Source organism: Erwinia sp. Eh17-17 (assembly GCF_039675725.1).
Taxonomy (GTDB): domain Bacteria; phylum Pseudomonadota; class Gammaproteobacteria; order Enterobacterales; family Enterobacteriaceae; genus Erwinia.
The window spans coordinates 914,753-939,066 of sequence record NZ_JBDFQT010000001.1; the positions used below are offsets into that span (position 1 = coordinate 914,753).

The window sequence follows — 24,314 nt, forward strand, 5'->3', positions numbered from 1 at the left end:
GAACAGCAGGCCAACTCCCTTACGGCGGCAGGGCTGAGCGTCCGGCCACTACGCGAGCAGATACTGTTTAAACCATGCGATGGTCCTGTCCCAGGCCAGATCCGCCGCCGCTTTGTCATAGCGCGGCGTCGAATCATTGTGAAAGCCGTGGTTCACGTCGGGATAGACATAGCCCTGATACACCTTGTGGTGCTCTTTCAGCGCGGCTTCATAAGCTGGCCAGCCTTCGTTAATACGCGTATCGCGCCCGGCATAGTGCAGCAGCAGCGGTGCCTGGATCTTCGCCACGTCTTCAGCCTGTGGCTGGCGGCCATAGAACGGAACGGCGGCCCCCAGCTCCGGATATGCCACCGCAGCGGCATTGGCAACGCCGCCGCCGTAGCAGAAACCGGTGATGCCCACTTTGCCGCTGGCGGCGTCATGCTTCATCATAAATTCGATGGCGGCAAAAAAGTCATTCATCAGCTTTGTCGGGTCGATCTGCTGTTGCAGTTCGCGCCCCTTTTCATCATTACCGGGGTAGCCCCCCACTGAAGTGAGGCCGTCCGGGGCCAGGGCGATAAACCCGGCCTTTGCCACGCGCCGTGCCACATCCTCGATGTACGGATTGAGCCCGCGGTTTTCATGCACCACCACCACCGCGGGCACTTTACCGCTGACCTTCGCCGGGCGCACCAGATAGCCTTTGACGCGCTCATGCCCCTGTGGTGACGGATAGTGAATATATTCGGCCAGAATATCAGGGTCGGTAAACTCCACCTGCTCTGCCCAGGCATAATTCGGCGTCAGTAACGTCCCCAGCGCCGCCGCCGACAGCCCGCCGACGACAAATTTTGCTGCCCTATCCAGGAACTCACGTTTACTGATTTTACCGTGGACGTAGAAATCGAAATATTCGAGCAGTTCGGGAGGAAAATCTTTCGCCGTCATACGTGTCATCAGCCAGGCTCCGTCAGGGGGGATGCAGCAGGAAATCGTGCGTCCTGTAATACTAGTGGGGTTTGAGCATTTTTTCCGCTCAGAAAATAACGCCTTCATCCCGTCTGACGAAGTCCGTGGTTAACGGCTGGCGGATAAACCGGGCGGCCAGCAGGTCATCGGCCTGCAGCTGCTGCTCCGCCAGCAGCTGCGGCGTGATGCGGTGCATGCCCCAGGGACGCGCGCGGATCGCCGACTGCCAGCGGGTAACGCTCAAGGAACCCGGCTGATGCCGGTGGATAAGCTCTGCGGCCTGCTGGCTGTGGCTGGCGATCCAGCGATCGTTCTCTGTCAGCACGTTCAGCAGGATCTCAGCCTGCTGCGCCGACTGATGCAGCCACGATTCACGGCACCAGACCAGCGAGCGGTGACGGATGACCCCGTCGGCCTGGGTAAGGCAGCGTATCTTTTTGGCATCCTGTGCGGCACTGAGCCAGGGGTCGATGGCCGCCCACAGATCGACCCGCCCCTCGCGCAGCGCACGGGCAGCATCGCTGCCGTTAAGGTCAATCAGGGTGATATCGTCAAGGGTCAGTCCGTGCTGCACCAGCAGCCGGGCCAGGAAGCGATCGGCAAACGTTCCTTTCATCACTGCAATGCGCGCCCCACGCAGATCCTGCGTGCTCTTGCGCTCCCCGTCTTTCAACGCCAGCAGCGCACAGTTTGCCGTGTGGTCGGGCGAGGCCGCGAGATAGGCGACATCCAGCCCGCTTTCCTGCGCCAGCAGCGGCAGCGTTGAACCGGTCCCGACCACATCCAGCCGCCCTTCTGCCAGCCACGCGGCGCTTTCGCTACCGTGCAGGTTATTGGTCCATATCACGCCGCCCCAGGGGGCCAGCGCCGTTTCCAGCACGCCCCGATGATGCAGAATAAACAGTGAGAGATGATTCGGGTGACTGCCAATACGTAAGGCCATCCGCGATCCTTCTTTTTGCCTGAAGTAGGCGACAGCAATAACAAACACGCAGAGACAGAACAAAGAAGAAATCGGGAAATGGTCAGCGGGAAAAGGCATTTAGCCGCAAAACGCGCCTGAATCTGCACCGGGACGGAGGGGGGCGGGCACGTATTTTCCTCCCCTGGCCTGCAACAGTTGATCATTATCCCCCTGACAGATAACCTCCGGGTCTGTCTGCGAAATTGTGAGGTTACCGGCTGTGAATCCATTACCTGTTGTCACGATCCAATACTGTTCCCAGTGTAACTGGATGCTGCGCGCCAGCTGGATGGCGCAGGAACTGCTGCACACTTTCAGCACCGATCTCGGCGCGGTCACGCTGATCCCCGGCACCGGCGGGGTGTATGAAATCACCGTTAATCAACAGGTGATCTGGAACCGTAAAGTGGATGAGGGTTTCCCGGATGCGGCCGAAATCAAACGCCGTCTGCGCGCCGTCTGTTTCCCGGAGCGCGACCTCGGTCATATCGACCAGCATGGGAAACCGGCGCAATAAAAAAAGGGCGGCCGTTTCCGGTCGCCCCCTGCCGCTGGTCAACGCTTAGAAATCGACGTTAACGCCCAGCTGGAAGTTACGCCCCGGCATCACGGCCAGCGCGCGGTCGCTGGCATCCTGAGCGGTCACGCTGGTCAGATCGCGGTTGCTGAGATAATCCCGGTATTGACGATCCGTCAGGTTATATACCCCACCGCTCAGCTTGACATTTTTGCTCACTTTCACCCACGCCGTCATATCCAGCATGCCGTAGCCCGGCACGCGGGTATATTCCGCTGCCCCCCCGGTGAGCGCCGCTCCGCTGTTCTGGTAGCTGTTGCGGTTGGTGCTCTGCGCCTGCTTGCCTTTTACAAAGGTGGCGGTCAGCGCGGTACCGAAGCGCTGCGCCGGGTCGTCCCACGCCACACCTACCACCGCTTTCACTGGCGCCACGCTGTCGAGGTCAACATATTTATCGCCGTCATAGCGGGATTTCGCCTGACCTTTGCTGTAGCCCAGCGCAAGGGTGGTGCTCAGGCCGTTCACCTCTTCAAACCAGGTGCCGTAGTTGATGCGGGTACTGACTTCACCGCCCCAGATATAGGCTTTATCGCGGTTTTCTGCCTGATAAATCGTGGCAATATTGGCCGGAACATTCACGAACTTATCCGCTGCGCCAGCGCGAGTGTAGCGGGTAGAGGCAATAAAGTTTTTATAGGTGTTATAGAACATCGCCCCGTGCAGCGTCACGCCGTCGGTTGCCTGCCCTTTAATGCCCCATTCAACGTTATTGCTGGTTTCGGTATCCAGATCGGTATTGCCCAGCAGGGCATACTGGCGGTTACCCAGGTAGCTGGAGCCCAGGTTCCACGAGCCGTACAGCTGGCTGGCATTCGGGAACTGTGCGCCACGGCGGTACTGTACATAGGTCATCAGCTGCGGGGTAATGTCGTAGTTAAAGCTGATGGACGGCAGTACCTGCGTGTCGCTGTTGGTTTTACCGTAGAGTTTTTCAGCATCGTCCGGAGTCAGCACGTCGGTACCGGCAGCCATATTTTCAAGGTTCTGCGGTTTCGTTTCCTGATGGGCGACGCGCACGCCAGGCACCACGGTAAACGCATGGCCGTCCAGGTCAAACAGGATGCTGTCCTGCACGAACGCGCCCAGCACCACGGTGCGGCTGTCGCCTTCGGGTTTGGTGGTCATGCCGGTGCCGCTCTGCGCCGGAGACTGGCTGAACGGACGCTCGGTTTCGGAAAGACGTCCGTTCATTCCGGCCAGCAGCTCATGCCGTCCCAGGGTTTTCGCCAGCTGTGCTTCGTATCCCCAGGTGTCCACGTTGTAATCAGAGTAAACGCGCTGCATCGCGCCCGTGGTGCCTGACGGCATCAGGGTATTGTCATGTGCTTCCGTGTGCTGGTAGTAGAGTTTATTGCTCAGGCTGTCGACCCAGGCATTGACCGGGGTCCACTCATCTTTCAGGCTCAGCCCCCAGCGGCGGGTGTTGCTCTGCTGGTTCGCCACCCCTTCGATGGTATTACCGCTGGTATCCCAGCTGTCATAGTGGGTATGGTTGACCTTGCTGTAGAAATCGACCGTACCCGTCAGCTTGTGCTCGTCGTCTGGCTGCCAGATAGCGGAAGTCAGCAACGCGTCGGAGTGCCAGTTTGCCGGATAGGCCGCTAACTCATCGCTGTTGTTACGGGTTTGCTGACCGTCCCGGCGGCTGTAGACCATAATCCCCCGCAGGGTTTCATCCCCGGCGGCGGCGGTGATGCCGTTGTGCCAGCTGCGGCTGGAGGAGTCGTAATCGCTCTGGAAACCAAAAGCGGTATGTTTGCCCGGCCTCAGGTAGTCATCGGCGGATTTCGGCAGGAAGGAGACGGTGCCCCCCAGTGCGGTATTGGCACGCTGCGTGGCTGTCGCGCCGGATTCAATCTCAACGCGGCCGTACAGGTACGGGTCAATATAGTCGCGTCCGATACCAAAGGTGTTGACCCCGGCACGGCTGGCGTAGCTGCGCCCGGTGGCCTCTGGCTGTGGAATACCGTCAACGTCCAGCGCCACCCGGTTGCCTTCCAGGCCGCGGATGTTATAGCCGGTGTAGCCGCCACGGTCGAAGCCGCTTTTGCCGTTGGAGGAGCCGCCGCTGCTGCCGACAGCGCCAATCAGCGGCTGATAGCGCATGATGGTGCCGAAATCGTTGCCGCCGCGCTGCTGCATCTCTGCGGCGCTGAGGGTGACCGAGCTGCCGGCGACATTTTTCACTGCGGGCGACAGCACGGTCATTACCGCGTCGTCATCCGGCGCTTTGGCCGCGTTCGGTTTTGGACTGGTTCTGGCGGTGACCGCATCATCGGTCTGTTCCGCCGCATTAGCGGTAGAGACGGCGGCGCTAAACAGTGTCCCGACCATGAGCGAGGTGTGCAGTAATCCCTGACGGGAAGTCAACTTGAGCATGCGAAATACCTGCGATGTTATTATGGGTATTCGCTCAACAACGGCTTCAGAAATAGCAACTAACAAGGCCCTGATGACCGGGCAGACTACATTATAATTTGCGACATAATATACAAATGATAATCATTATCAATGATAATGTTACCGTCTGTGAAAATGACTGCATAAAAAAAGGCACCTCTCAGGTGCCTTGATACAGAGCGGCCCACTCAGGACTCAGCGAAATCGCTCAGCACCTGACCTTCCATACGGTATCGCACCCACTCATCCTGCGGGGTGGCTCCCAGGCTTTTATAGAAGTCGATGGCCGGCTGGTTCCAGTCCAGTACGCTCCACTCCAGGCGGCCGCAGCCACGGGCCACTGCCAGCTGCGCGATATGGCGCAGCAGCTTTTTACCGGCCTGCTGTCCGCGAAAACGCGGGCTGACGTAGAGATCTTCCAGATAGATACCGTTCTTTCCCAGCCAGGTGGAGTAGCTGGTAAAGAACACCGCATACCCCGCGGCCTCCCCCTCCACTTCACAGATCAGCGCCTCAGAGGTGGAGTCCTCAGCAAACAGTGAGCTTTCGATGTCCTGCTGGCTGGCAACCACTTCGTGCAGCGCTTTTTCATATTCGGCCAGTTCGGCAATCATCGCGAGGATCAGTTTAGCGTCCTGACGTCCGGCGCGGCGGATAACAACATTCATAGTGACTTCCTGGTGCTGACGGTTGATGAGCCGGGCATAACGGCTCAGGGCTGCTGATTGAAGTGCATTATCGTCATCTCTATGCTGCAACCATGCCGTCCCTGACGCGATCATGAAGATGACTCATGCTGCGGTGAAATTATATCACTTTTACTCAATCCACTACTCTGGCATAAATAAGCTCTGCGAATAGCTCTGGGCATTATGAAGAAGGCTGAATAAGAAAGCCAGAGAAGATAAATTTTTAAATACTGAATAAAACTGCAAAGTTAATTCGGTTTTTATATCAGAAATTAGGGTCGAATCACGATGAATAAAGAATGTACTTTTACGCTGAAAAGCATTTCTTTCGATGAAAATTATAACCCCTCTGAAAATACGCGCATTACCACCAACTTTGCCAATCTGGCCAGAGGCAATAAACGTCAGGAAAACCTGCGCAATGCTCTGAAGATGATTGACGACCGCTTCAATACGCTGGCGCAGCGGGATAACCCCAACGGCGACCGTTATTCCGTCGAGCTGAAAATTATCTCCGTCGAGATGGATGTGGCAGGTGATGGCAATACCTTCCCGGTGATCGAAGTACTGAAAACCAATATTATTGATCATAAAACCAACGAACGTATTGACGGCATTGTCGGTAATAATTTCTCATCCTATGTTCGCGACTATGACTTTAGCGTATTGCTGTTAGACCATAACAAAAATAAAACCGAATTCAGTACGCCAGATAACTTTGGCGATCTGCACGGGAAAATATTCAAATGCTTCGTTAACTCGGACACTTACAAAGACAACTTTGCTAAACCACCGGTTATCTGCCTCAGTGTTTCCAGCAAAAACACCTATCACCGGACGGCATATCAGCATCCTGTTTTAGGTGTTGAATACCGGCAGAATGAGTTATCCATGACCGATCACTATTTCAGAAAAATGGGGCTGCAGGCGCGTTACTTTATGCCGCCGGACAGCGTTGCTCCGTTAGCTTTCTATTTTGTTGGGGATTTAGTTAACGATTATACGGATCTTGAGCTGACCGGGACCATCAGCACGATGGAGACGTTTCAGAAGATCTACCGACCTGAGATTTACAATGCAAACGCTGCAGCAGGTCAGGACTATCAACCCAACCTGAATCATCAGGATTATGCATTAACACAGATTGTTTACGATCGGGAAGAGCGCAGCCATCTGGCGATTGAGCAGGGACGGTTTACTGAAGAGCACTTCATCAAACCATACCGGACCACCATCGAGCAATGGTCTGCTAATTACGCTCTCTGATTAACTAAAAAAATAAGGTCATCTATTATGAAAATATTATTACCCACTTCGACTTCCGGCAGTTTACCTAAACCCTCCTGGCTGGCACAGCCTGAAACGCTGTGGTCACCGTGGAAATTAGAGGGTGAAGAATTAACTGACGGTAAGCAGGATGCGCTGCGTTTATGCCTGAACGATCAGCTGCAGGCCGGGATTGATATTGTCAGCGATGGCGAACAGACGCGCCAGCATTTTGTCACCACGTTTATTGAGCACCTGACCGGCGTTGATTTTGAAAAACGTGAGATTGTTAAAATTCGCAATCGCTATGATGCCAGTGTACCGACGGTCGTCGGCCCGGTGTCGCGCCAGAAGCCCGTTTTTGTCGATGATGCCCGGTTTTTACGTCAGCAGACTCAGCAACCGATTAAATGGGCGTTGCCCGGTCCAATGACGATGATCGATACCCTTTACGACAGCCATTATAAAAGCCGCGAAAAACTCGCCTGGGAATTTGCCAAAATTCTTAATCAGGAAGCCAGAGAATTAGAAGCGGCTGGGGTGGATATTATCCAGTTTGACGAGCCGGCATTTAATGTTTTCTTTGATGAGGTGAATGACTGGGGTATCGCCGCGTTAGAAAGGGCCATTGAGGGGCTCAAATGCGAAACGGCAGTACATATTTGCTATGGATACGGCATCAAAGCAAACACAGACTGGAAAAAGACACTGGGGTCGGAGTGGCGGCAATATGAAGAAATTTTCCCTAAACTGCAAACCTCTAATATCGATATCATCTCGCTGGAATGCCAGAACTCACGCGTTCCAATGGATCTGATTGAACTGATTCGCGGAAAAAAAGTGATGGTGGGTGCCATCGACGTGGCAACCAATACCATTGAGACACCAGAGGAAGTCGCGGATACGCTGCGAAAAGCCTTACAGTTTGTCGATGCCGACAAGCTCTATCCATCGACTAACTGTGGCATGACCCCATTATCTCGCCGGGTCGCCAGAGGCAAGCTCAATGCGTTAAGTGCAGGGGCCGCAATCGTGCGCAGAGAACTGACGAGCTGATGAGGGGACAGCAGCCAGCGCACGACCTGCGGCTGGCTGCCATCAGCTAACCTGCCTCGCGCAGGTTCGATCTCGCCTGGCTGTAGCGGTTAGGCCGCGCCGGAATGGCAAGACGGTCGCGCAGCGTGGTGTGGTTCTCCTCCTGATGCCACCAGCCGCGCGCCTCCAGCACTGGCAGCACGTAGCGTACGACATCCTCCAGCGCTTCATTCAGTACCGGGCCGCAGATAATAAAACCGCTGGCCCCGCCCTGCTCCACCCAGCGGATAAAGGTGTCCGCTACCTGCTCCGGCGTGCCGAAGAATTCGCCTTTCGGCAATGTGGTGCGGAAAGCGACTTCACGCAGCGTCAGCTGCTCTTCTGCGGCCAGACGTTTTATCTGATCGGTGGTCGAGCGGAAGCTGTTTTCCCCCAGGCTGCCCAGCTGCGGGAACGGGCCATCCGGATCGTACTGGCTGAAGTCATGATGGTCGAAGAAGCGGCCGAGATAGTTCAGCGCCTGCTCAAGCGACAGCAGTGACAGCAGGTAGCGGTATTTTTCCTCTGCCTCTGCTTCTGTAGCACCGACAATCGGATTGATACCGGGGAAAATCCCCACCGGCTCGCGCCCCTGCTGCTGCACCTGCTGGTTTAGCTGTGCGGCATAGGTTTGCGCTTCTTCCAGCGTGCGCGCATTGGTAAATACCGCATCGGCAGAGGCGGCGGCAAGGCGGATACCGGACTCCGAGGCGCCGGCCTGGAAGATCACCGGCTGGCCCTGTGACGAGCGCTGAATATTCAGCGGTCCTTCCACCGAGAAGTGTTCCCCCTGATGGTTCAGCTTGTGCAGCTTGCTGGCGTCAAAAAACTCGCCGCTCTGCTGGTCGCGGATAAACGCATCCTCTTCCCACGAATCCCACAGCCCCTGCACCACCTCAATATATTCGCGGGCGATCTGGTAGCGCTGGCCGTGTTCAGGATGATCCTTACCAAAGTTACGCGCCGAACCCGCCAGCGGCGAGGTCACCACGTTCCAGCCCGCACGGCCGTTACTCAGCAGGTCGAGGGACGCCAGCTGGCGTGCCACGGTGAACGGGTCGCTGTACGAGGTCGAAATGGTGCCCGCCAGACCGATACGCTGTGTGACCGCCGCCAGCGACGACAGCAGCGCAATCGGTTCGAAGCGGTTAAGAAAGTGCGGCAGAGATTTTTCATTGATGTGCAGGCCGTCGGCAACGAACAGAAAATCCAGCCCGGCCTCTTCGGCCTGACGGGCTAACTGGTGATACCAGTTAACGTTAACGCTGGCATCGGCCGGCACGCTGCGGTGACGCCACGCATTCATAAAACCGCCTGCACCCTGTAGCATCAGGCCGAGTTTAATTCGCTGTGGGGTTTTCTGGCTCATGGTTCTCCTCCCTGTTGTGGTGAATATGACGCCAGATTTTCATAAAAACGCGGCGGATTTAAATACCAATATCCGCTTTGTAATGCCGCATTGCGGCTAACCCGGCGGCAGCGTCTGCTGCAATGAGGTGCCGTAGCTGAAGGTTATCGTTTTCCTGCCCACGCCGGGCGGGTATGATGTGGCGCTTTAGTGATACAAATGTTGTCTGCCTGCTATTACTCTGGATATCATGCACTATGATCGTTCGTCCGCATCAGCACTGGTTCCCGCGCCTCTTCTCCTGGCACGGCGCAGTGTTATCAAAAATCCTTTTCCGCCTGAGCCTTAACCTGATGATGGCCGTTTTCGCGGTGATCTGTTATCAGTGGTATGAAACCCTGGGGATCCGTCTGACGACCGCGCCTTTCAGCCTGCTGGGCGTGGCGATTGCTATCTTCCTTGGCTTTCGCAACAGCGCCAGCTATGCGCGTTTTGTTGAGGCGCGCACCCTGTGGGGCGGACTGCTGGTGGCACAGCGCTCGCTGCTGCGCCAGGCCAGAGGCGCGCTGCGGCGCGACCCGGCGGCAGTCCGTGAGTTTGGCGCACTGCTGATGGCATTCAGCTGGAGCCTGAAGCATCAGCTGCGCGGCACCGATGCCAGTGACGATATCCGCCGTCTGGCTCCGCAAAGCGTGCGGGACGAGGTGCTGGCCAGTCCGTTTCGCGCCAACAGGCTGCTGCTGTGCATGGGAAGCTGGCTGGCAGACCGCCGCGAAGAAGGGGCGATCTCTGACCTGCTGTATAACGGCATGGATAATAATCTGAACGAACTGGCGCATATTCTCAGCGGCTGCGAGCGCATCAGCAGCACCCCGATTCCGTTTGCCTACAGCCTGATAGTCCATCGCACCGTCTATCTGTTCTGTACGCTGCTGCCGTTCGCGCTGGTCGCTGACCTGCACGCTATGACGCCGCTGGTGTCGGTGTTTATCTCGTACACCTTTCTGTCGCTGGAGTCGCTGGCCGAAGAGCTGGAAGACCCGTTCGGCACTGCCGCTAACGACCTGCCGCTGGATGCCATCTGTAATAACATCGAACGCATTCTCAGCGAGATGAACGACCTGTCGCCGCTGCCGGCAGCCCATCGTCCCGATGCGAAGTTTAATCTGACCTGACTGCCGGCGGGTGAGCCCTGTAAAGGGTTCGTCCCGGCAGGGCTTTAGCGTTGATGGAAACCCATCATTAAAGCCATTCCGCGTGTTCCTGCTGCTGACTATAGTGAAATGATTGCCCTACTCATTATAATCAGGAGTGTTCATGTTTCCGTCCCAGTTACCCCAACCCCGCACCGTTGATCCCAGAGCCGTACCTGCCCTGCGCTGGGGCATTATCGGCCCCGGCTGGATCGCCGAACGTTTTGCCAGGGCGCTAAAACAGGGCACCACGCAGCAGCTGGTCGCCATCGCCTCACGTTCGCAGGAACGCGCAGACGCCTTCGCCAGCAAAATGGGGATCCCACAGGCGTTTGGCAGCGCGGAAGCACTACTGGCGCAGCCGGATATTGACGCGGTGTATATCGCCACCCCACACAATCATCACTACCCGGACGGCTTGCAGGCGCTACAGGCGGGTAAGCATGTGCTGATTGAGAAACCGCTGGCCCTCAATGCCCGTGAAGGCCAGGCGCTGGCCGTGCTGGCGCAGGAAAAAGGTCTGTTATGTATGGAGGCGATGTGGTGTGACTTCCTGCCTAAATACGACATTATCAGCCAGCTGCTGGAAGATGGCGCGCTGGGCGACCTGCACACACTGCTGGCCGATCACGGCGAGTTTTTCACCCCCGATCACCGTATTTTCAACGCCGATCTGGCCGGCGGGCCGATGCTGGATCTCGGCAGCTATCTGATTGGCTTCAGCGTTAAGGTAGCGGGCGCGCCTGCCTCGGTTTATGCCACCGGGCAGCAGGTGCCGGGCGGGGTGAACGGTCAGACATCAATGCTGTTAACGCATCACAACGGCATGCATTCCGTTCTGCATACCACCCTGTTCAGTAACACTCCGGGCGGTGCGGTGATTGCCGGGCGCGACGCCTCGTTGAATATCGCCGGCTCCTTTTATGCGCCAGGACCGTTTACTCTGACCGCCAGCCAGGGCGGAAGAGTGCTGCATTTTGACGAAGCGCGTAACCGTTACGACCAGCTGTTCCACGAGGCGGTGCATTTTGCCTGGTGCGTCGGTCAGGGGAAAACAGAATCGTCGGTGCGTCCACTTTCAGCATCGCTGGCCACGCTGACCGCGATGGATGAAGTGCGCCGTCAGATCGGCCAGGTGTTTAACGAGGAAAAATAGCGGCAATGGCAACGGGCGAGGCCAGCCTCGCCCCTGCAACAGACGTTACACGCCCTGCACCTTGCAGAAACTCCCGGTCTCCAGCGATTTGACAGCGGCTTCGGCAATCGCCTGCGCCTGCAACCCGTCGTGCAGCCCCGGCACCGCGACCGCTTCACCGTTCAGCGAGCGAACAAACGCATCCAGATGCAGATACCAGGTCTCTCTGACCCGGTTAAACCAGTCGGCATACAGCGCCGGGCGCGTAATCCCGGCGGTAGTGTACAGCGTCGCCCCCTGCGGGCTTTGCGCGCCAGACTCTGACATCCCCTTCGCGCCCAGCAGCGTGATACGCTCCTCGTAGCCATAGCCGGTTCGCCGGGTATTATCGAGCTGTGCCAGCGCCCCGCTGTTCATCTTCATGATCAGCACCGAGGTATCAACATCGCCAAACGCGGTGATTTCCGGCATCGCCAGCGCCGAGCCGAGCGCGCCAATGGTGTCAACTTCATCCTCCGTTAACCAGCGCAGCAGGTCGAAGAAATGGATCGCCTGATCGCGCATCTGCCCGCCGGACGTTTGCAGGTAACTCAGCGACGGCAGTTCGGAGGCGCGGCACACCATCTGTATCAGCTCTGCCTTACCCAGCAACCCCTGCTGAAAATGCTGCTTCAGCTGGTTGTGGCTCGGGTCAAAACGGCGGTTAAAACCCACGGTGACCGGCACCGGATGACGCGACACTTCATCCACCACCCGGCGCGCTTTATCCAGCGACAGGTCAATCGGCTTTTCGCAGTAAACCGCTTTGCCCGCGGCGGCGGCCGCGATCAGAAACTCCGCGTGCGAGGGCGTAGAGGTGGCGATCAGCACGCTGTCGATGGCGTCGCTGTTTATCGCCTCCAGCACGCTGCCCACCCGTGCGCCGTAGCGGGTAGCCATCGCATCAGCGCGATCGCGGTCCTGATCCGCGACCATCACCAGCTCGATATCCGGGTGAGAGGCCAGATTTTTTGCATGCACCTGACCAATAAATCCTGTGCCCAGCAGGGCAAACTTACGTTTCTGTACCATGATCGCGACGCCTGTTCCGGTTAAATGTTAACGTTTCGTTGCCAGGATAGCGCTGGTCGATATACTTGCTGAAACGACATTTTGATGGAAAGCCATCATACGGAGTGAAGGGTGAAGAAGATCACGCTGGAAGCGGTAGCCAGGCAGGCCGGTGTCGGCGTGGCGACGGTTGACCGGGTTATCAATGAACGCGGTGGCGTTTCTCCTGCCACCGTGCGAAGGGTGTTACAGGCGGCGCAGCAGGCCGGACTGAAGCGCCTGCTGCCGGACGAGCACCGCCAGCCGTGGCAGATTGAACTGCTGCTCAGCAGCAGCGATGCCTTTTTCTTCAGCCAGCTTTCTCAGGATTTCAGCCAGCTCGCCGGGCAGCTGGGCTATGGGCATGTCACCCTGCACCGCACCCTGATTGCCGAGGCGGAACCGGAAAAACTCGCCGCTCAGATCCTGAGAGCCGCCGCCGAACGCGACGGTATCATCGTCTTTGCCCACGAGCATCCGGCTATTTTTGCCGCTCTGGAGCAGTGCCGCCTGCAGCAGGTGCCGGTGATCACGCTGGTGACCGACCTGCCTGGCGCGGCGCGCCTCTGCCACGTGGGCATCAATCAACGCCAGGCGGGCCGCACTGCCGGGCTACTGATGGGAAAAATGCTGAATACTCCCGGCGATATCATCATCATCAGCGGGCGTTTTGACTATCTGGCGCATCGTCAGCGGGTGGAAGGCTTCAGTGAGGTGATCGCCAGTAAATTCCCTCATCTGCATGTGCATAAAGTTCTCGGCGCGCTGGACGATCGGCAGCAGATCGGCCGCCAGCTGGAACAGCAGCTTTACCACCGTCCGGCGATCCACGGGATCTACAATACCGGGCTGGGCAACCAGGAGATCGCTGATGTGCTGGCCCGCCATCGCCTGCTGAAAACCTCGCTGTTTATCACCCACGAACTTTACCCGACTACCCGCCGGCTGCTGGCAGAGGATGCGGTAGTGCTGACCCTCGACCAGAATACCCGCGAGCACGCCAGGCGATCGCTGACGCTGATGCTCAACCGGCTGGAGCATCAGCAGATCCCTGACGATTATGAGGACGGCAAGGTGGAATTTATGCTGTATACCCAGGAGAACAGTCAGTAAACGTTGATTTTTTTTAAGGAAAAAAGGCGTGGGATCACGATGGTAAACTGATGAGCAATATCAGTCAGGTCATGGATGTTCGGAGGATGGGGGAAGAGTACCCTCACCGGGCGGCCGTGGCGGCCGCCCGGTGCTGCAAATACTAGCGCTTACTTAGCAAGAATATTGTTCACTGCCGCAGCATGACCCGTTTTATCTTTGGCGTTAGAGATCACCTGAATAACGGTGAACTTGTTGTCAGCCGCAGACAGCAGGGTTGCCTGCTGTACGTTATTGCCGTCCATCTTGTCGGTCGCTTCAATGTGATAAACTTCCAGACCCTTCACGTTTTCGGTCTTTTCGCTGATGACGTTGTAGTCCGGAGAAGCCTGTTTCTGCTTATCTTTGATGGATTTCATACCGTTAATGAAATCGGAATCCGAAGCGCCGCGGGCAACAACCGGAATGGCATCTTCACCAATCAACATTACGCGCTTTTCAGCCTTGTTGACGTACATGGTGCCTGGACCGCCGCCGGGAACAGCCTGCGCGACATAACCTTTGACGTTAAACGCCAGATGGTCACCCAGCAGGGAAATTTTCTGAGATGCCGCGGCGTCTGCCGGTGCGGTTTTCGCCTCAGCGGCCACAGCGATATTGGCAACACCCCCAAAAGCAACAGCCATACACAGTGAACCCACCAGAGTCATTGATTTATTCAGTTTCATTATTCGACCTTCCATCTTCAAATTAAGCTTCAGTATATTGATATTATCGGTAAGCAAACTATCGGAATACTCTCTAAAACACTGGCCTTAATAGCCCGAGACTTCACGGATGCAGAAACCAGCACCGGTTAAGAATAAAATTAACGGCCAGTAACGCACCGGAACAAAAAAGAATTTATGACTTATTTCTGCTTGATACATCGGGCGGCTGTCAGTGACTCTGGCGATAAACAGTAAAACTGCTTCTTTTTTAAGAGCATAGACAAAGGCCAGTGACAGTACCGCCGCAAGGATGAACGTCACACCCAGCGTCCATGAGTGGGCGGAATAATAACCAACCGCCCAGAACGTATCGAATAACCATTTGCAAAAAAGATAGGCTAAAGAAATAAAGACTGCGATAAAAAACCCGACGCCACTCCATATCATCATAAAATTTGCCTTAAATACCGTACCACCCTGAATCAGATGTCTGAGTCTATTATATTCTCCCGAATTTGCCATAAAAAAAGGCGACCCGAAGGCCGCCCTGATTATTAAACCCTGGCAGAATTACATCTGTACCAGGTTTTTGATTTTCACGTCGGGGTTCACATCCGCCGCGTAGTCTACGCCTTCCAGACCGAAACCGAACAGGTGCATAAACTCGGCTTTATAACCGGCAAAATCAGACACCTCGTTCAGCGTCTCGTCGGTGACGCTCTGCCACAGCCGGGCGACTTCATCCTGCACTTCCGGCTTCAGCTCTTTATAGTCGGCGCGCAGACGGCCAGTGTCATCCAGAATCGGTGAGGCATTGTACAGACTGTCTTTAAACAGACCGAACACCTGCTCGATGCAGCCTTCGTGGGTGCCTTTCTCTTTCATCACCTTAAACAGCAGTGACAGATACAGCGGCATCACCGGGATGGCTGAGCTGGCCTGGGTAACCACCGCTTTCAGCACAGAGACGCGCGCGTCACCGTTGCCGTGTGCGGCCAGGGTGTCGCGGATGGTCAGAACACGCTTGTCCAGATCCTTCTTCGCTTCACCGATTGAGCCGTTCCAGTAGATATCGTGGGTGATTTTCTCGCCCAGGTAGGTGAAGGCGGTGGTTTTGGCACCGTCAGCCAGCACACCGGCTTCCAGCAGTGCGTCGATCCACATCTGCCAGTCTTCCCCACCCATTACCGCCACGGTTCCGTCAATCTCTTCCTGAGAAGCAGGCTCAAGCGCAACTTCTGTCAGGGTTTCTTTATCGGTGTTCAGGCCGCGCGTTACCAGCGATTTACCGACAGGCTTCAGGGTGGAGTTGAACACTTCCCCGGTTTTCGGGTGAGTACGGCGCGGCGCGGCCAGGCTGTAAACCACCAGGTCAACCTGACCCAGATCTTCTTTGATCATTTCGATGGTTTTCTGCTTAACCGCGTCTGAGTAAGCATCACCGTTGATGCTTTTCGCGTACAGGCCTTTTTCGGTAGCAAACTCTTCGAATGCCGCAGAGTTGTACCAGCCAGCCGTGGCAGGTTTGCTTTCTTCACCTGGACGCTCGAAGAACACGCCCAGCGTGTCAGCGCCGCAGCCAAACGCCGCAGAGATACGCGCTGCCAGGCCATAGCCCGTGGATGCGCCAATCACCAGCACTTTTTTCGGGCCGGAGGCAATCGCGCCCTGAGCGGTGACGTAGTCGATCTGTTTTTTTACGTTAGCTTTGCAGCCTTCCGGGTGTGCTGTCACACAGATGAAGCCACGGATGCGTGGTTTAATAATCATATTGACCTCAGTATTACCCTTCATACTTCAGGCTACGTTGGCGGCAGCGCTGACTATTCAGGATATTATGATTTTCATGAAATAAGCGCGCTAGAATACCGTTTCTCTCGGTTCAGGCAAAGCACGGAAACACGCTTATCGCTATGCTGCGAATCTCAGGAAGCCTCTTTGCTCAGGGATTAAGCACTTTTCGCGCCTGTTCAAGATAGGCCGCCCTTTCCTCTTCCGGCACCATGCCGCCGCCGGTAGCCCACACCAGATGAGTGGCGGCGGCAAGCGCGGTGCTGCTGATGCCCTGCTGAGCCAGCGCCTGTGGCTGAGCGCAGATGCGCCACGGCCCGCACATTCCGGCCAGCGCCGAAGGCTCCAGCGCCAGCAACTCGTGCTGATGCAGTAACCCCAGCAGCGCATACATCTCGTCGTCGCTGAGAGTATAAAAGGCGCTGAGCAATCGCTCCATGGCGCGTCCGACAAAACCGGAGGCGCGCCCCACGGCCAGACCGTCAGCCGCGGTGCGGTTATCAATTCCCAGATCCTGCACTGAAATCTCATCGTGCAGCCCGGTGTGGACGCCCAGCAGCATGCACGGTGAGTGCGTGGGTTCTGCAAACACGCAGTGAACATGGTCACCAAAAGCCAGCTTGAGGCCAAACGCCACGCCACCGGGGCCGCCGCCCACGCCGCACGGCAGATAAACCAGCAGCGGGTGGTCGGCATCCACAGGGATGTTTTGCGCGGCGAACTGCTGCTTCAGCCGCTCCCCGGCGACCGCATAGCCGAGAAACAGATTGTGTGAGTTTTCATCATCAATAAAGAAACAGTGTGGATCGGACGCCGCCTGACGACGGCCTTCCGCCACCGCCACGCCGTAATCCTGCTGATATTCGACGACGTTAACGCCGTGTTCGCGCAGTTTTTGCTTCTTCCACGCCCGTGCATCGGCAGACATATGCACCGTGACATCGAAGCCCAGCGCGGCGCTGATAATCCCAATCGACAGACCGAGATTACCGGTCGAGCCCACGGCAATACGCTGCTGGCTGAACAGCTGACGGCAGGCTGGAGAGGACAGACAGCGGTAGTCGCTGTCGGGGGTTAACAGTCCGGCGGCAATGGCCAGCTTTTCTGCATGAGCCAGCACTTCATAAATGCCGCCGCGTGCTTTGATCGACCCGGAAACCGGCAGATGACTGTCTTTTTTCAACCACAGCGTGCCGGGCAGCGGCAACCCGTAACGCGCATCCAGCGCCACCTGTAATTGGGGAAGCGGGCAGAGATCCGACTCGATAATGCCCTGGCGGGTGCGGGTTTCCGCAAACGCCTCCATCAGCCACGGTGCGAAACGCTGAAGCCGCGCGCTGGCGTCCGCCACCTGCTCACGCGTCAGGCCGACGTGGGGATAGCCCTCCTGTAACGACGTGGTTTTTGGATTAAACCAGGTGACCGGTTGTAAGGCACACAGCGCGTTAAGTAGTGGAAAATCCTGCCTGAGCCGTTCGGTATCCATTAACATGGTGACTTCTCCTGTCGCGCGATCGTAATAAAGCCATCATCGGACCAGTGCCGAAAAAATAACCCGTAAAAGTCAAAGTTTGATCGCATTCAAATTTCTGAAAAATATAAGAAAAATTCCAATATGCATTTTATCTGCATAATTAACGCCTGCCAACTGCCGCCGTAACAGATCCCTGCACGGTGAGATGCTAACTATGCAATCTTCCCCGCAAAAAAGCCCGGAACACACAGGATTTCACAATATTTTAAAAACTTAGAAACCTTTTTTTGATGTTAAATTATCCGCAGCTCAGTGAGAAGCACTGAGCCATCCACGGTATTACAGTATTTATAACTAAGCGCCACCCGCCGGACAGTTCAATCGCCAGACGGACAGGCGCTAAACAAAAAGGTTTGTTATGGAAAAGCTCTCTTACGTTTCTGAAGGCAGCAAAACGGCCTGGTCAACCTACCTGCAACAGATCGATCGCGTCGCACCGTATCTCGGTGACCTGTCGCGCTGGGTGGATACCCTGCGTCACCCTAAACGTGCTCTGATTGTCGATATCCCGTTACAAATGGACGATGGCAGCATTCGCCACTTCGAAGGATTCCGCGTACAGCACAACCTGTCACGCGGTCCGGGTAAAGGCGGTGTGCGCTACCACCCTAACGTCGATCTGAACGAAGTCATGGCGCTTTCCGCCTGGATGACCATCAAATGTGCGGCGGTTAACCTGCCTTACGGTGGTGCCAAAGGCGGTATCCGCGTCGACCCGTTTGCCCTGTCAGAAGGTGAGCTGGAGCGCCTGACTCGCCGCTACACCAGCGAGATTGGCCTGATTATTGGCCCGCAGAAAGATATCCCCGCACCTGATGTCGGCACCAACGCCAAAGTGATGGCCTGGATGATGGACACCTACTCCATGAACCACGGCACCACTATTACCGGCGTCGTCACCGGTAAACCGATTCACCTCGGCGGCTCACTGGGGCGCGAAAAAGCCACCGGACGCGGCGTGTTTATTACTGGCCGTGAAGTGGCACGCCGCAGCGGCATCGAAATCGAAGGGGCTAAAGTAGCGGTTCAGGGCTTTGGTAACGTTGGTAGCGAAGCCGCCCGCCTGTTTAACGACGCCGGTGCGCGCGTCGTGGCCATTCAGGACCACACCGCAACGCTGTTCAACCCGGCAGGTATTGACCTGGTGGCGCTGAGCGAATGGCAGCTGGCGAACAAAAAGATTGCCGGATTCAGCGGCGCACAGGTGATTGACGAGGAAGCGTTCTGGGACGTCGAAATGGACATTCTTATCCCGGCCGCACTGGAAGGTCAGATTACCCGTCAGCGTGCGGAAAAACTGCACTGCCGCCTGGTGCTGGAAGGCGCCAACGGCCCGACGTTCCCGGAAGCTGACGACGTGCTGACCTCTCGCGGGGTGACCGTGGTGCCGGACGTGGTCTGTAACGCCGGCGGTGTCACCGTCAGCTACTTCGAATGGGTTCAGGATATGGCCAGCTTCTTCTGGAGCGAAGGCGAGATCAACGAACGCATGGATAAGATCATGACCGAAGCGATGGTGCACGTCTGGGATAAGTCGCGCGAGAAGTCGTGCAGCCTGCGCACGGCCGCCTATATTGTGGCCTGTGAACGCATCCTGATGGCGCGTAAAGATCGCGGTATCTACCCAGGCTAATGCCTCAACGGGGTGGTGCTTTCCACCCCGTTATCCCTCCCCGATACCCTTGAATGAGACTGCCCGCTCTGCCCCCTTTCAGTACGTGATAGCTTTTATCAAATCTATCATCCACGATGCGATCTCCCTGATAAGTATGACCCACTTCAAAGAATTTATGTTTCAATTGCTTAATAAATGGAATTTAAATTCCTTTTAACTTAGTCTCCGCCCATACGCTAGCGTTAAAACCCCCATTTTGCGCGCAGCAGATACTGCAAAATGATAGTTTTATATCATGATGGGCTGATAGCAATGAGTGAATGGGATAGCGAAGAATTGAAGTAGGGTTGGCAGGATGACTGGCAGGCACCGTGAGGGTACCTGCCGTTTTTTTAAGCTTCTTTCACGCCGGCTTCCACTTCCGCCTGCTGATAACGCTGCTTAAAGGCCTCGTTGTCTTCTACCAGACGCAGTGCCGCTTCAATCAGCTCGTTCTGTACCAGCGTGGTCGATCCTGCGCTGGTCTTCCAATGGATGTACATCACGCACAGCGCGGCGACCTGTAATTTGTCACCTTCATCGTTGCTGCCATCAAACTGATACTCCGCCAGCGACCAGTGATACACCGGCCCGACAAACGGCATATCGCCGCTGTCGTCCAGGTCCGGCAGCGTGGTGAACAGTTCCACCATCTCCGGGGTCGCCTCATAGTTCTGGCGGCCGATGGCATCCATCTGGCGACCGTGGGCGCGGGTTTTATTGGCCTGCTTCTGCTTTAGTTTGGCGCGTTTGTTACGTTTGTCCTGTTTTGTGCTCACAAGTTTCTCTGTCAGATAAAATTTGGCGGCAGGATAACATATCTGTTCAGGATTTCCCGATCATCAGCGAGACGAGGCCTGCGGCAATCAGCGGCCCTACCGGTACGCCGCGGAATAACGATACGCCAATAATGGTCCCTATCAGCAGGCCACCGACCACGGTAGGCTGACTGCTCATTAACGTTACGCCACGCCCACCCACCCAGGAAACAAAAATACCTACGGCAATGGCCAGCAGCGATTTCCAGTTTAAGAACGAGTGCATAAGAGTGGTGGCGGGCAGCGTGCCGCTGGCGATTGGCGCCATCACGCCAATGGTCAGAATGATAATCCCTACCGTCACCCCCTGCTTTTCAATCCACGGGAACGTCTGTTGGAGCGGAGTCATGCGGATGACGATCAGCACCAGCAGCGCAATGGTGACCGTCATGTTGTGGCTGAAATAGCTGAGAGCAGCGAGGAACAGCAGTATGGCGAGGGACAGATCGAACATTTTCATCTTCCTGATTTAACAATGGCATAACATTTTGAGCTAACAGCATAAGCATTTTCTGAGCCGACTCTACTGTTTTTTCCGACTATCGTCCTGGCACGATGCCCGGAGGGGCATTCTCACCTTATTGCAGGGCATCCAGCGCCGCCTGCAAACTAACCTGCGGGCCGCTCAGTACCGCCAGCGTACTGTTGACCCGTTTTTCCGCCCCGCTCATTGACGCCTGCGCCAGCACGATGCAGCCAAGGGCGCATTCCGGTCGTTGCTGAATATAGTCAGCAATTTGCTGATGATAGCCGTCGATATCGCCCTGGTTGAACCAGGCCCAGGCACGAGGAACCAGCTCGACGTACAGCCGGTCGCCGGGGATAAAGGCGCTGAAAAGCTGCGTGGTGGACTCCAGCGTGGACTGGGCGGTACACAGCACCAGAATAGTACCGTGATAGCGTGAGGCGATTTTTGCCAGCGTGGCATCCACGCGCAGCACCGGCTTGCTGAATTCCCCCTCCCACACCGCAACGCCCAGCGTGGTGCAGGTGACGATCACCACATCTGCCTGCTGACACAGCGCTTCAATCGCCTGGCGTGTGCTGGCGATAATCTCCGGCGTGACCCCATTCTCCCCCTGTGTCTGCGCAAACAGGTCGCTCTCCACCCGGTGCAGCAGCTGAACGTTCTCGTAATCCAGCGTGGTTAACGCCTGTTCGAATACCTCGATATTACTTCTGGCTGCGTGCAGGCAGGCAATAGTGGTCATATCCATATCTCTGTAAGGGAGGAAGAGGATTACTTTGGCAAAAATGGCAGAAATTGCCAGTCCGATCGTCACACTCCGAACAAATGTTTCACACTGAAAGCCCTCTTTTGGTGCATTGCATCATTATCGCCCGGCCAGATACTGCAACCTTTGTTTCATCGCTGGCTGATGCCCTGCCGCACGGCGGGTTTCACGTCACAGGAGGCTGGTATGGAAATTGCTTGATACTTCCGGAGAGAGATAAGGAGAAACAGATGAAAGCAATTATCATTGGTGCCGGAATTGGCGGTATGTGCGCCGCGATTGCGCTGAAGCGCGGCGGGATTGACAGCGACGTGTTCGAAGCGGTGAAAGAGATCAAACCGGTGGGGGCTGCCATCTCTATCTGGCCTAACGGCGTCAAGTGTCTCAATTATCTTGGGATGAAAGAGGCGCTGCGCGCCATTGGCGGCCCGATGCATTACATGGCTTATAAAGATTATCAGAGCGCGCAGACCCTGACGCAGTTCAGCCTGGATCCGCTGGTGCAGGACTCCGGGGAGCGCCCCTATCCGGTGGCGCGTGCGGAACTCCAGGCGATGCTGCTGGATAGCTGGGGGCGCGACAGGGTGCAGTTCGGTAAACGAGTCAGCCGCGTGGAACAGAGAAGTGACGGTGTCACCGCCTATTTCGAGGATGGCAGTGAAGCGCACGGCGATTTGCTGATCGCCTGTGACGGCACCCACTCGGTGGTGCGTCAGGAGGTGCTGGGCTATGCTGCCGAACGGCGTTACGCCGGATATGTGAACTGGAACGGGCTGGTTGAGATTGATGAATCGCTGGCACCCGCCGATCAGTGGACTACCTTCGTCGGGGAAGGCAAGCGCGTCTCGCTGATGCCGGTTGCCGGCCATCGTTTTTACTTCTTTTTTGACGTTCCGCTGCCAAAGGGCCTGCCCGAAGACCGCAGCAGCCTGCGCGATGATTTAACCCGCTATTTCGCAGGCTGGGCCGCCCCGGTACAGCAGCTGATCGCACAGATCAATCCGGAAACCACCAACCGCGTGGAGATCCACGATATTGAACCGTTTACCCGTCTGGTAAAAGGCCGTATCGCGCTGCTGGGCGACGCCGCCCACAGCACCACGCCGGACATTGGTCAGGGCGGCTGCGCGGCGATGGAAGATGCGGTAGTGCTGGCGATGGCGTTGCAGAGTAACTCGCTGGGGATTGAAGATGCCCTGTTCCGCTATCAGCAAAAGCGCGCCGACCGCGTGAAAGAGCTGGTGCTGAAGGCGCGTAAGCGCTGCGATGTCACCCATGCCAGGGAACCTGCCGTCACCGCAGAGTGGTACGCCGGGCTGAAGCAGGAAACCGGGGAGCGGATTATCAGCGGGATGTGTGAAACCATTCAGGGCGGGCCGCTGGCGTAACGGGCATACAGCCAGACTCCGCTGCCCCCGCAGGGGTCGACCTTCTGTTACGGTCGGCCCGACCGCCATAACACCCACGGCTCCGGTGCCCCGTAGGGGTCGACCTTCTGTTACGGTCGACCCGATGGGATCACAGATGTTTCTTCAGCAGCTCAGCCAGCGCCGTCATGCCCTTAATGATTTTCTCATCATTGTGGGTGGAATAGCTGAAGCGGGCAAAATTATTGCGCTGCACGGTCGGGAAGAACGTGGCCCCCGGCACCCACACGACTTTCGCCTCCGGCACCGCATGTTCCAGCATAAATTTCGCGGTATCAAACCCTTCCGGGAACTCCATCCAGGTAAACAGGCCGCCGTCAGGATCGGTCCAGCTGATGCCCTGCGGGAATTCGCTTCTGACGACCGACAGCATGGTCTCCTTTTTACGCAGATACTGCGCCTTGATGGTCTGGATATGCTCGTCAATATTGTGACGCTCCAGATACATCGACACCGCCGCCATATTCAGCGTGCTGCACTGGGTATCCGCCGCCAGCTTCAGCAGGCCCAGCTTCTCGGTGATTTCAGCCGACGCCACGGACCAGCCGAGACGCAGCCCCGGTGCGAGGATCTTGGAGAAACTGCCGAAGTAAATCACCCGCCCTTCGGTATCCATACTTTTCAGGGTGGCGACTTTATCGCCCTGGTAGCGCACTTCACGGTACGGCGAGTCTTCAAGGATAATAAAATCGTACTGGTTTGCCAGCTGGATCAGGTGGCGGCGGCGTGCCAGCGACAGGGTAATTCCGGTCGGGTTATGGAAGTCCGGCACGGTGTACAGCAGTTTAATGCGCTGCCCGGCTTTCAGCTTCTCTTCCAGCACGTCGGTCATCAGACCCTGCTCATCCATCGGGATCGCCAGGTAACCCGGCTGACAGGTATTAAAGGCGATCAGTGCGCCGAGGAACGTCGGGGCTTCCGTCGCAATCAGGTCGCCGGGATTGATCAGCAGCCTGGCAGCCAGGTCCAGCCCCTGCTGACTGCCCTGGAGGATCAGAACATGATCTTCTTCACAGTGGATGCCGTCTGCCGCCATGCGCTGGGCGATCTGCTGGCGCAGCTTTGGCATCCCGGTGGAGTGAGTATACTGCAGAGAAACTTCGCCCGGACCTGACAGCAGTTCTGCAAAGATGTCCTGCAGTGCCTTTGCCGGGAACAGGCTGGAATCCGGATAACCGCCACCGAATGAAATGATCGTCGGGTCTGCTCCGAACTGCAGCAGTTGCCTGATTGCCGAAGGCTTCACGCCCTCCATTCTGTCAGCGTAACGCGTGGTCATATTCCGTATTCTCTTCAATGATATTGGGCTGGAATTCACGTTATGAGAAATGAGCATAAGCTGTCAATTATTTAACTTTATATTTCAT

At 56.4% G+C, this 24,314-nt stretch carries 22 protein-coding genes; 8 read left to right on the forward strand and 14 right to left on the reverse strand.

From position 1 onward, the window contains the following. Positions 1 to 48 precede the first annotated feature (48 nt). A complete protein-coding gene (gene yghX / locus ABEH87_RS04025) occupies positions 49 to 939 on the reverse strand; it encodes a YghX family hydrolase (protein ID WP_346574111.1) in 891 nt (296 codons plus the stop codon). Positions 940 to 1,018: 79 nt separating this feature from the next. After that, positions 1,019 to 1,894 (reverse strand): ABC transporter substrate-binding protein, encoded by an 876-nt coding sequence (locus ABEH87_RS04030; protein ID WP_346574113.1) that lies wholly within the window; start codon positions 1,892 to 1,894, stop codon positions 1,019 to 1,021. 241 nt (positions 1,895 to 2,135) lie between these two features. Here ABEH87_RS04030 and ABEH87_RS04035 point away from each other — a divergent pair, with 241 nt between their 5' ends. Further along, positions 2,136 to 2,432 carry a SelT/SelW/SelH family protein gene (locus ABEH87_RS04035; protein WP_346574115.1) on the forward strand — a complete coding sequence of 99 codons (297 nt, stop codon included), beginning with the start codon at positions 2,136 to 2,138 and terminating at the stop codon, positions 2,430 to 2,432. Between the two features lie 45 nt (positions 2,433 to 2,477). On the opposite strand, the gene ABEH87_RS04040 is transcribed toward ABEH87_RS04035, so the two are convergent. Beyond that, positions 2,478 to 4,871, reverse strand: a complete 2,394-nt coding sequence (locus ABEH87_RS04040) for a TonB-dependent receptor (protein ID WP_346574117.1) — start codon at positions 4,869 to 4,871, stop codon at positions 2,478 to 2,480. Between the two features lie 209 nt (positions 4,872 to 5,080). Further along, on the reverse strand, positions 5,081 to 5,560 hold the full coding sequence (locus ABEH87_RS04045) for a GNAT family N-acetyltransferase (protein WP_346574119.1): 480 nt from the start codon (positions 5,558 to 5,560) through the stop codon (positions 5,081 to 5,083). A 309-nt stretch (positions 5,561 to 5,869) separates the two neighbouring features. On the opposite strand from ABEH87_RS04045, the gene ABEH87_RS04050 reads away from it, so the two are divergent. Beyond that, a complete protein-coding gene (locus ABEH87_RS04050; RefSeq protein WP_346574121.1) occupies positions 5,870 to 6,847 on the forward strand; it encodes a DUF1852 domain-containing protein in 978 nt (325 codons plus the stop codon). 27 nt (positions 6,848 to 6,874) lie between these two features. After that, positions 6,875 to 7,903, forward strand: coding sequence for a methionine synthase (locus ABEH87_RS04055; protein WP_346574123.1), 1,029 nt, complete (start codon positions 6,875 to 6,877; stop codon positions 7,901 to 7,903). Between the two features lie 46 nt (positions 7,904 to 7,949). On the opposite strand, the gene ABEH87_RS04060 is transcribed toward ABEH87_RS04055, so the two are convergent. Beyond that, on the reverse strand, positions 7,950 to 9,290 hold the full coding sequence (locus ABEH87_RS04060; protein WP_346574125.1) for an LLM class flavin-dependent oxidoreductase: 1,341 nt from the start codon (positions 9,288 to 9,290) through the stop codon (positions 7,950 to 7,952). A gap of 236 nt (positions 9,291 to 9,526) precedes the next feature. Here ABEH87_RS04060 and ABEH87_RS04065 point away from each other — a divergent pair, with 236 nt between their 5' ends. Together ABEH87_RS04065 and ABEH87_RS04070 are read left to right on the forward strand one after the other, a co-directional pair. Beyond that, positions 9,527 to 10,444, forward strand: a complete 918-nt coding sequence (locus ABEH87_RS04065; RefSeq protein ID WP_346574127.1) for a bestrophin family ion channel — start codon at positions 9,527 to 9,529, stop codon at positions 10,442 to 10,444. 142 nt (positions 10,445 to 10,586) lie between these two features. Beyond that, on the forward strand, positions 10,587 to 11,618 hold the full coding sequence (locus tag ABEH87_RS04070) for a Gfo/Idh/MocA family oxidoreductase (protein ID WP_346574129.1): 1,032 nt from the start codon (positions 10,587 to 10,589) through the stop codon (positions 11,616 to 11,618). 45 nt (positions 11,619 to 11,663) lie between these two features. Here ABEH87_RS04070 and ABEH87_RS04075 read toward each other — a convergent pair whose 3' ends face one another. After that, positions 11,664 to 12,668: a Gfo/Idh/MocA family oxidoreductase gene (locus tag ABEH87_RS04075; protein WP_346574131.1), complete on the reverse strand. Its 1,005-nt coding sequence runs from the start codon at positions 12,666 to 12,668 to the stop codon at positions 11,664 to 11,666. 111 nt (positions 12,669 to 12,779) lie between these two features. On the opposite strand from ABEH87_RS04075, the gene ABEH87_RS04080 reads away from it, so the two are divergent. After that, positions 12,780 to 13,799, forward strand: a complete 1,020-nt coding sequence (locus ABEH87_RS04080) for a LacI family DNA-binding transcriptional regulator (protein ID WP_346574133.1) — start codon at positions 12,780 to 12,782, stop codon at positions 13,797 to 13,799. Between the two features lie 149 nt (positions 13,800 to 13,948). On the opposite strand, the gene ABEH87_RS04085 is transcribed toward ABEH87_RS04080, so the two are convergent. The 4 genes from ABEH87_RS04085 to ABEH87_RS04100 all read right to left on the reverse strand — a co-directional run bounded on the left by ABEH87_RS04085 (position 13,949) and on the right by ABEH87_RS04100 (position 17,765). Beyond that, positions 13,949 to 14,506 (reverse strand): hypothetical protein, encoded by a 558-nt coding sequence (locus ABEH87_RS04085; RefSeq protein ID WP_346574134.1) that lies wholly within the window; start codon positions 14,504 to 14,506, stop codon positions 13,949 to 13,951. Positions 14,507 to 14,593: 87 nt separating this feature from the next. Beyond that, positions 14,594 to 14,938: a hypothetical protein gene (locus ABEH87_RS04090; protein WP_346574136.1), complete on the reverse strand. Its 345-nt coding sequence runs from the start codon at positions 14,936 to 14,938 to the stop codon at positions 14,594 to 14,596. Positions 14,939 to 15,058: 120 nt separating this feature from the next. Further along, positions 15,059 to 16,258, reverse strand: a complete 1,200-nt coding sequence (gene fabV, locus ABEH87_RS04095) for an enoyl-ACP reductase FabV (protein ID WP_346574138.1) — start codon at positions 16,256 to 16,258, stop codon at positions 15,059 to 15,061. A 172-nt stretch (positions 16,259 to 16,430) separates the two neighbouring features. Beyond that, a complete protein-coding gene (locus ABEH87_RS04100; protein WP_346574578.1) occupies positions 16,431 to 17,765 on the reverse strand; it encodes a D-serine ammonia-lyase in 1,335 nt (444 codons plus the stop codon). A gap of 406 nt (positions 17,766 to 18,171) precedes the next feature. Here ABEH87_RS04100 and ABEH87_RS04105 point away from each other — a divergent pair, with 406 nt between their 5' ends. After that, positions 18,172 to 19,446, forward strand: a complete 1,275-nt coding sequence (locus ABEH87_RS04105) for a Glu/Leu/Phe/Val dehydrogenase (RefSeq protein WP_346574140.1) — start codon at positions 18,172 to 18,174, stop codon at positions 19,444 to 19,446. 374 nt (positions 19,447 to 19,820) lie between these two features. Here ABEH87_RS04105 and ABEH87_RS04110 read toward each other — a convergent pair whose 3' ends face one another. From ABEH87_RS04110 to ABEH87_RS04120, 3 genes are all read right to left on the reverse strand, one after another. After that, positions 19,821 to 20,246, reverse strand: coding sequence for a hypothetical protein (locus tag ABEH87_RS04110; RefSeq protein WP_346574142.1), 426 nt, complete (start codon positions 20,244 to 20,246; stop codon positions 19,821 to 19,823). Between the two features lie 46 nt (positions 20,247 to 20,292). Then, entirely contained in the window at positions 20,293 to 20,739 is a 447-nt protein-coding gene (locus ABEH87_RS04115) for a DUF441 domain-containing protein (protein ID WP_346574144.1), read from the reverse strand. A 124-nt stretch (positions 20,740 to 20,863) separates the two neighbouring features. Continuing rightward, the gene (locus tag ABEH87_RS04120; RefSeq protein WP_346574145.1) at positions 20,864 to 21,496 is read right to left on the reverse strand and encodes a hypothetical protein; all 633 of its coding nucleotides are present in this window, start codon (positions 21,494 to 21,496) and stop codon (positions 20,864 to 20,866) included. Between the two features lie 254 nt (positions 21,497 to 21,750). Here ABEH87_RS04120 and hpxO point away from each other — a divergent pair, with 254 nt between their 5' ends. Further along, positions 21,751 to 22,908 (forward strand): FAD-dependent urate hydroxylase HpxO, encoded by a 1,158-nt coding sequence (hpxO, locus tag ABEH87_RS04125; RefSeq protein ID WP_346574146.1) that lies wholly within the window; start codon positions 21,751 to 21,753, stop codon positions 22,906 to 22,908. 130 nt (positions 22,909 to 23,038) lie between these two features. Here the strand turns inward: hpxO and ABEH87_RS04130 are convergent, their stop codons facing one another. Further along, positions 23,039 to 24,226, reverse strand: a complete 1,188-nt coding sequence (locus ABEH87_RS04130; RefSeq protein WP_346574148.1) for a PLP-dependent aminotransferase family protein — start codon at positions 24,224 to 24,226, stop codon at positions 23,039 to 23,041. Between the last annotated feature and the right edge of the window lie 88 nt (positions 24,227 to 24,314).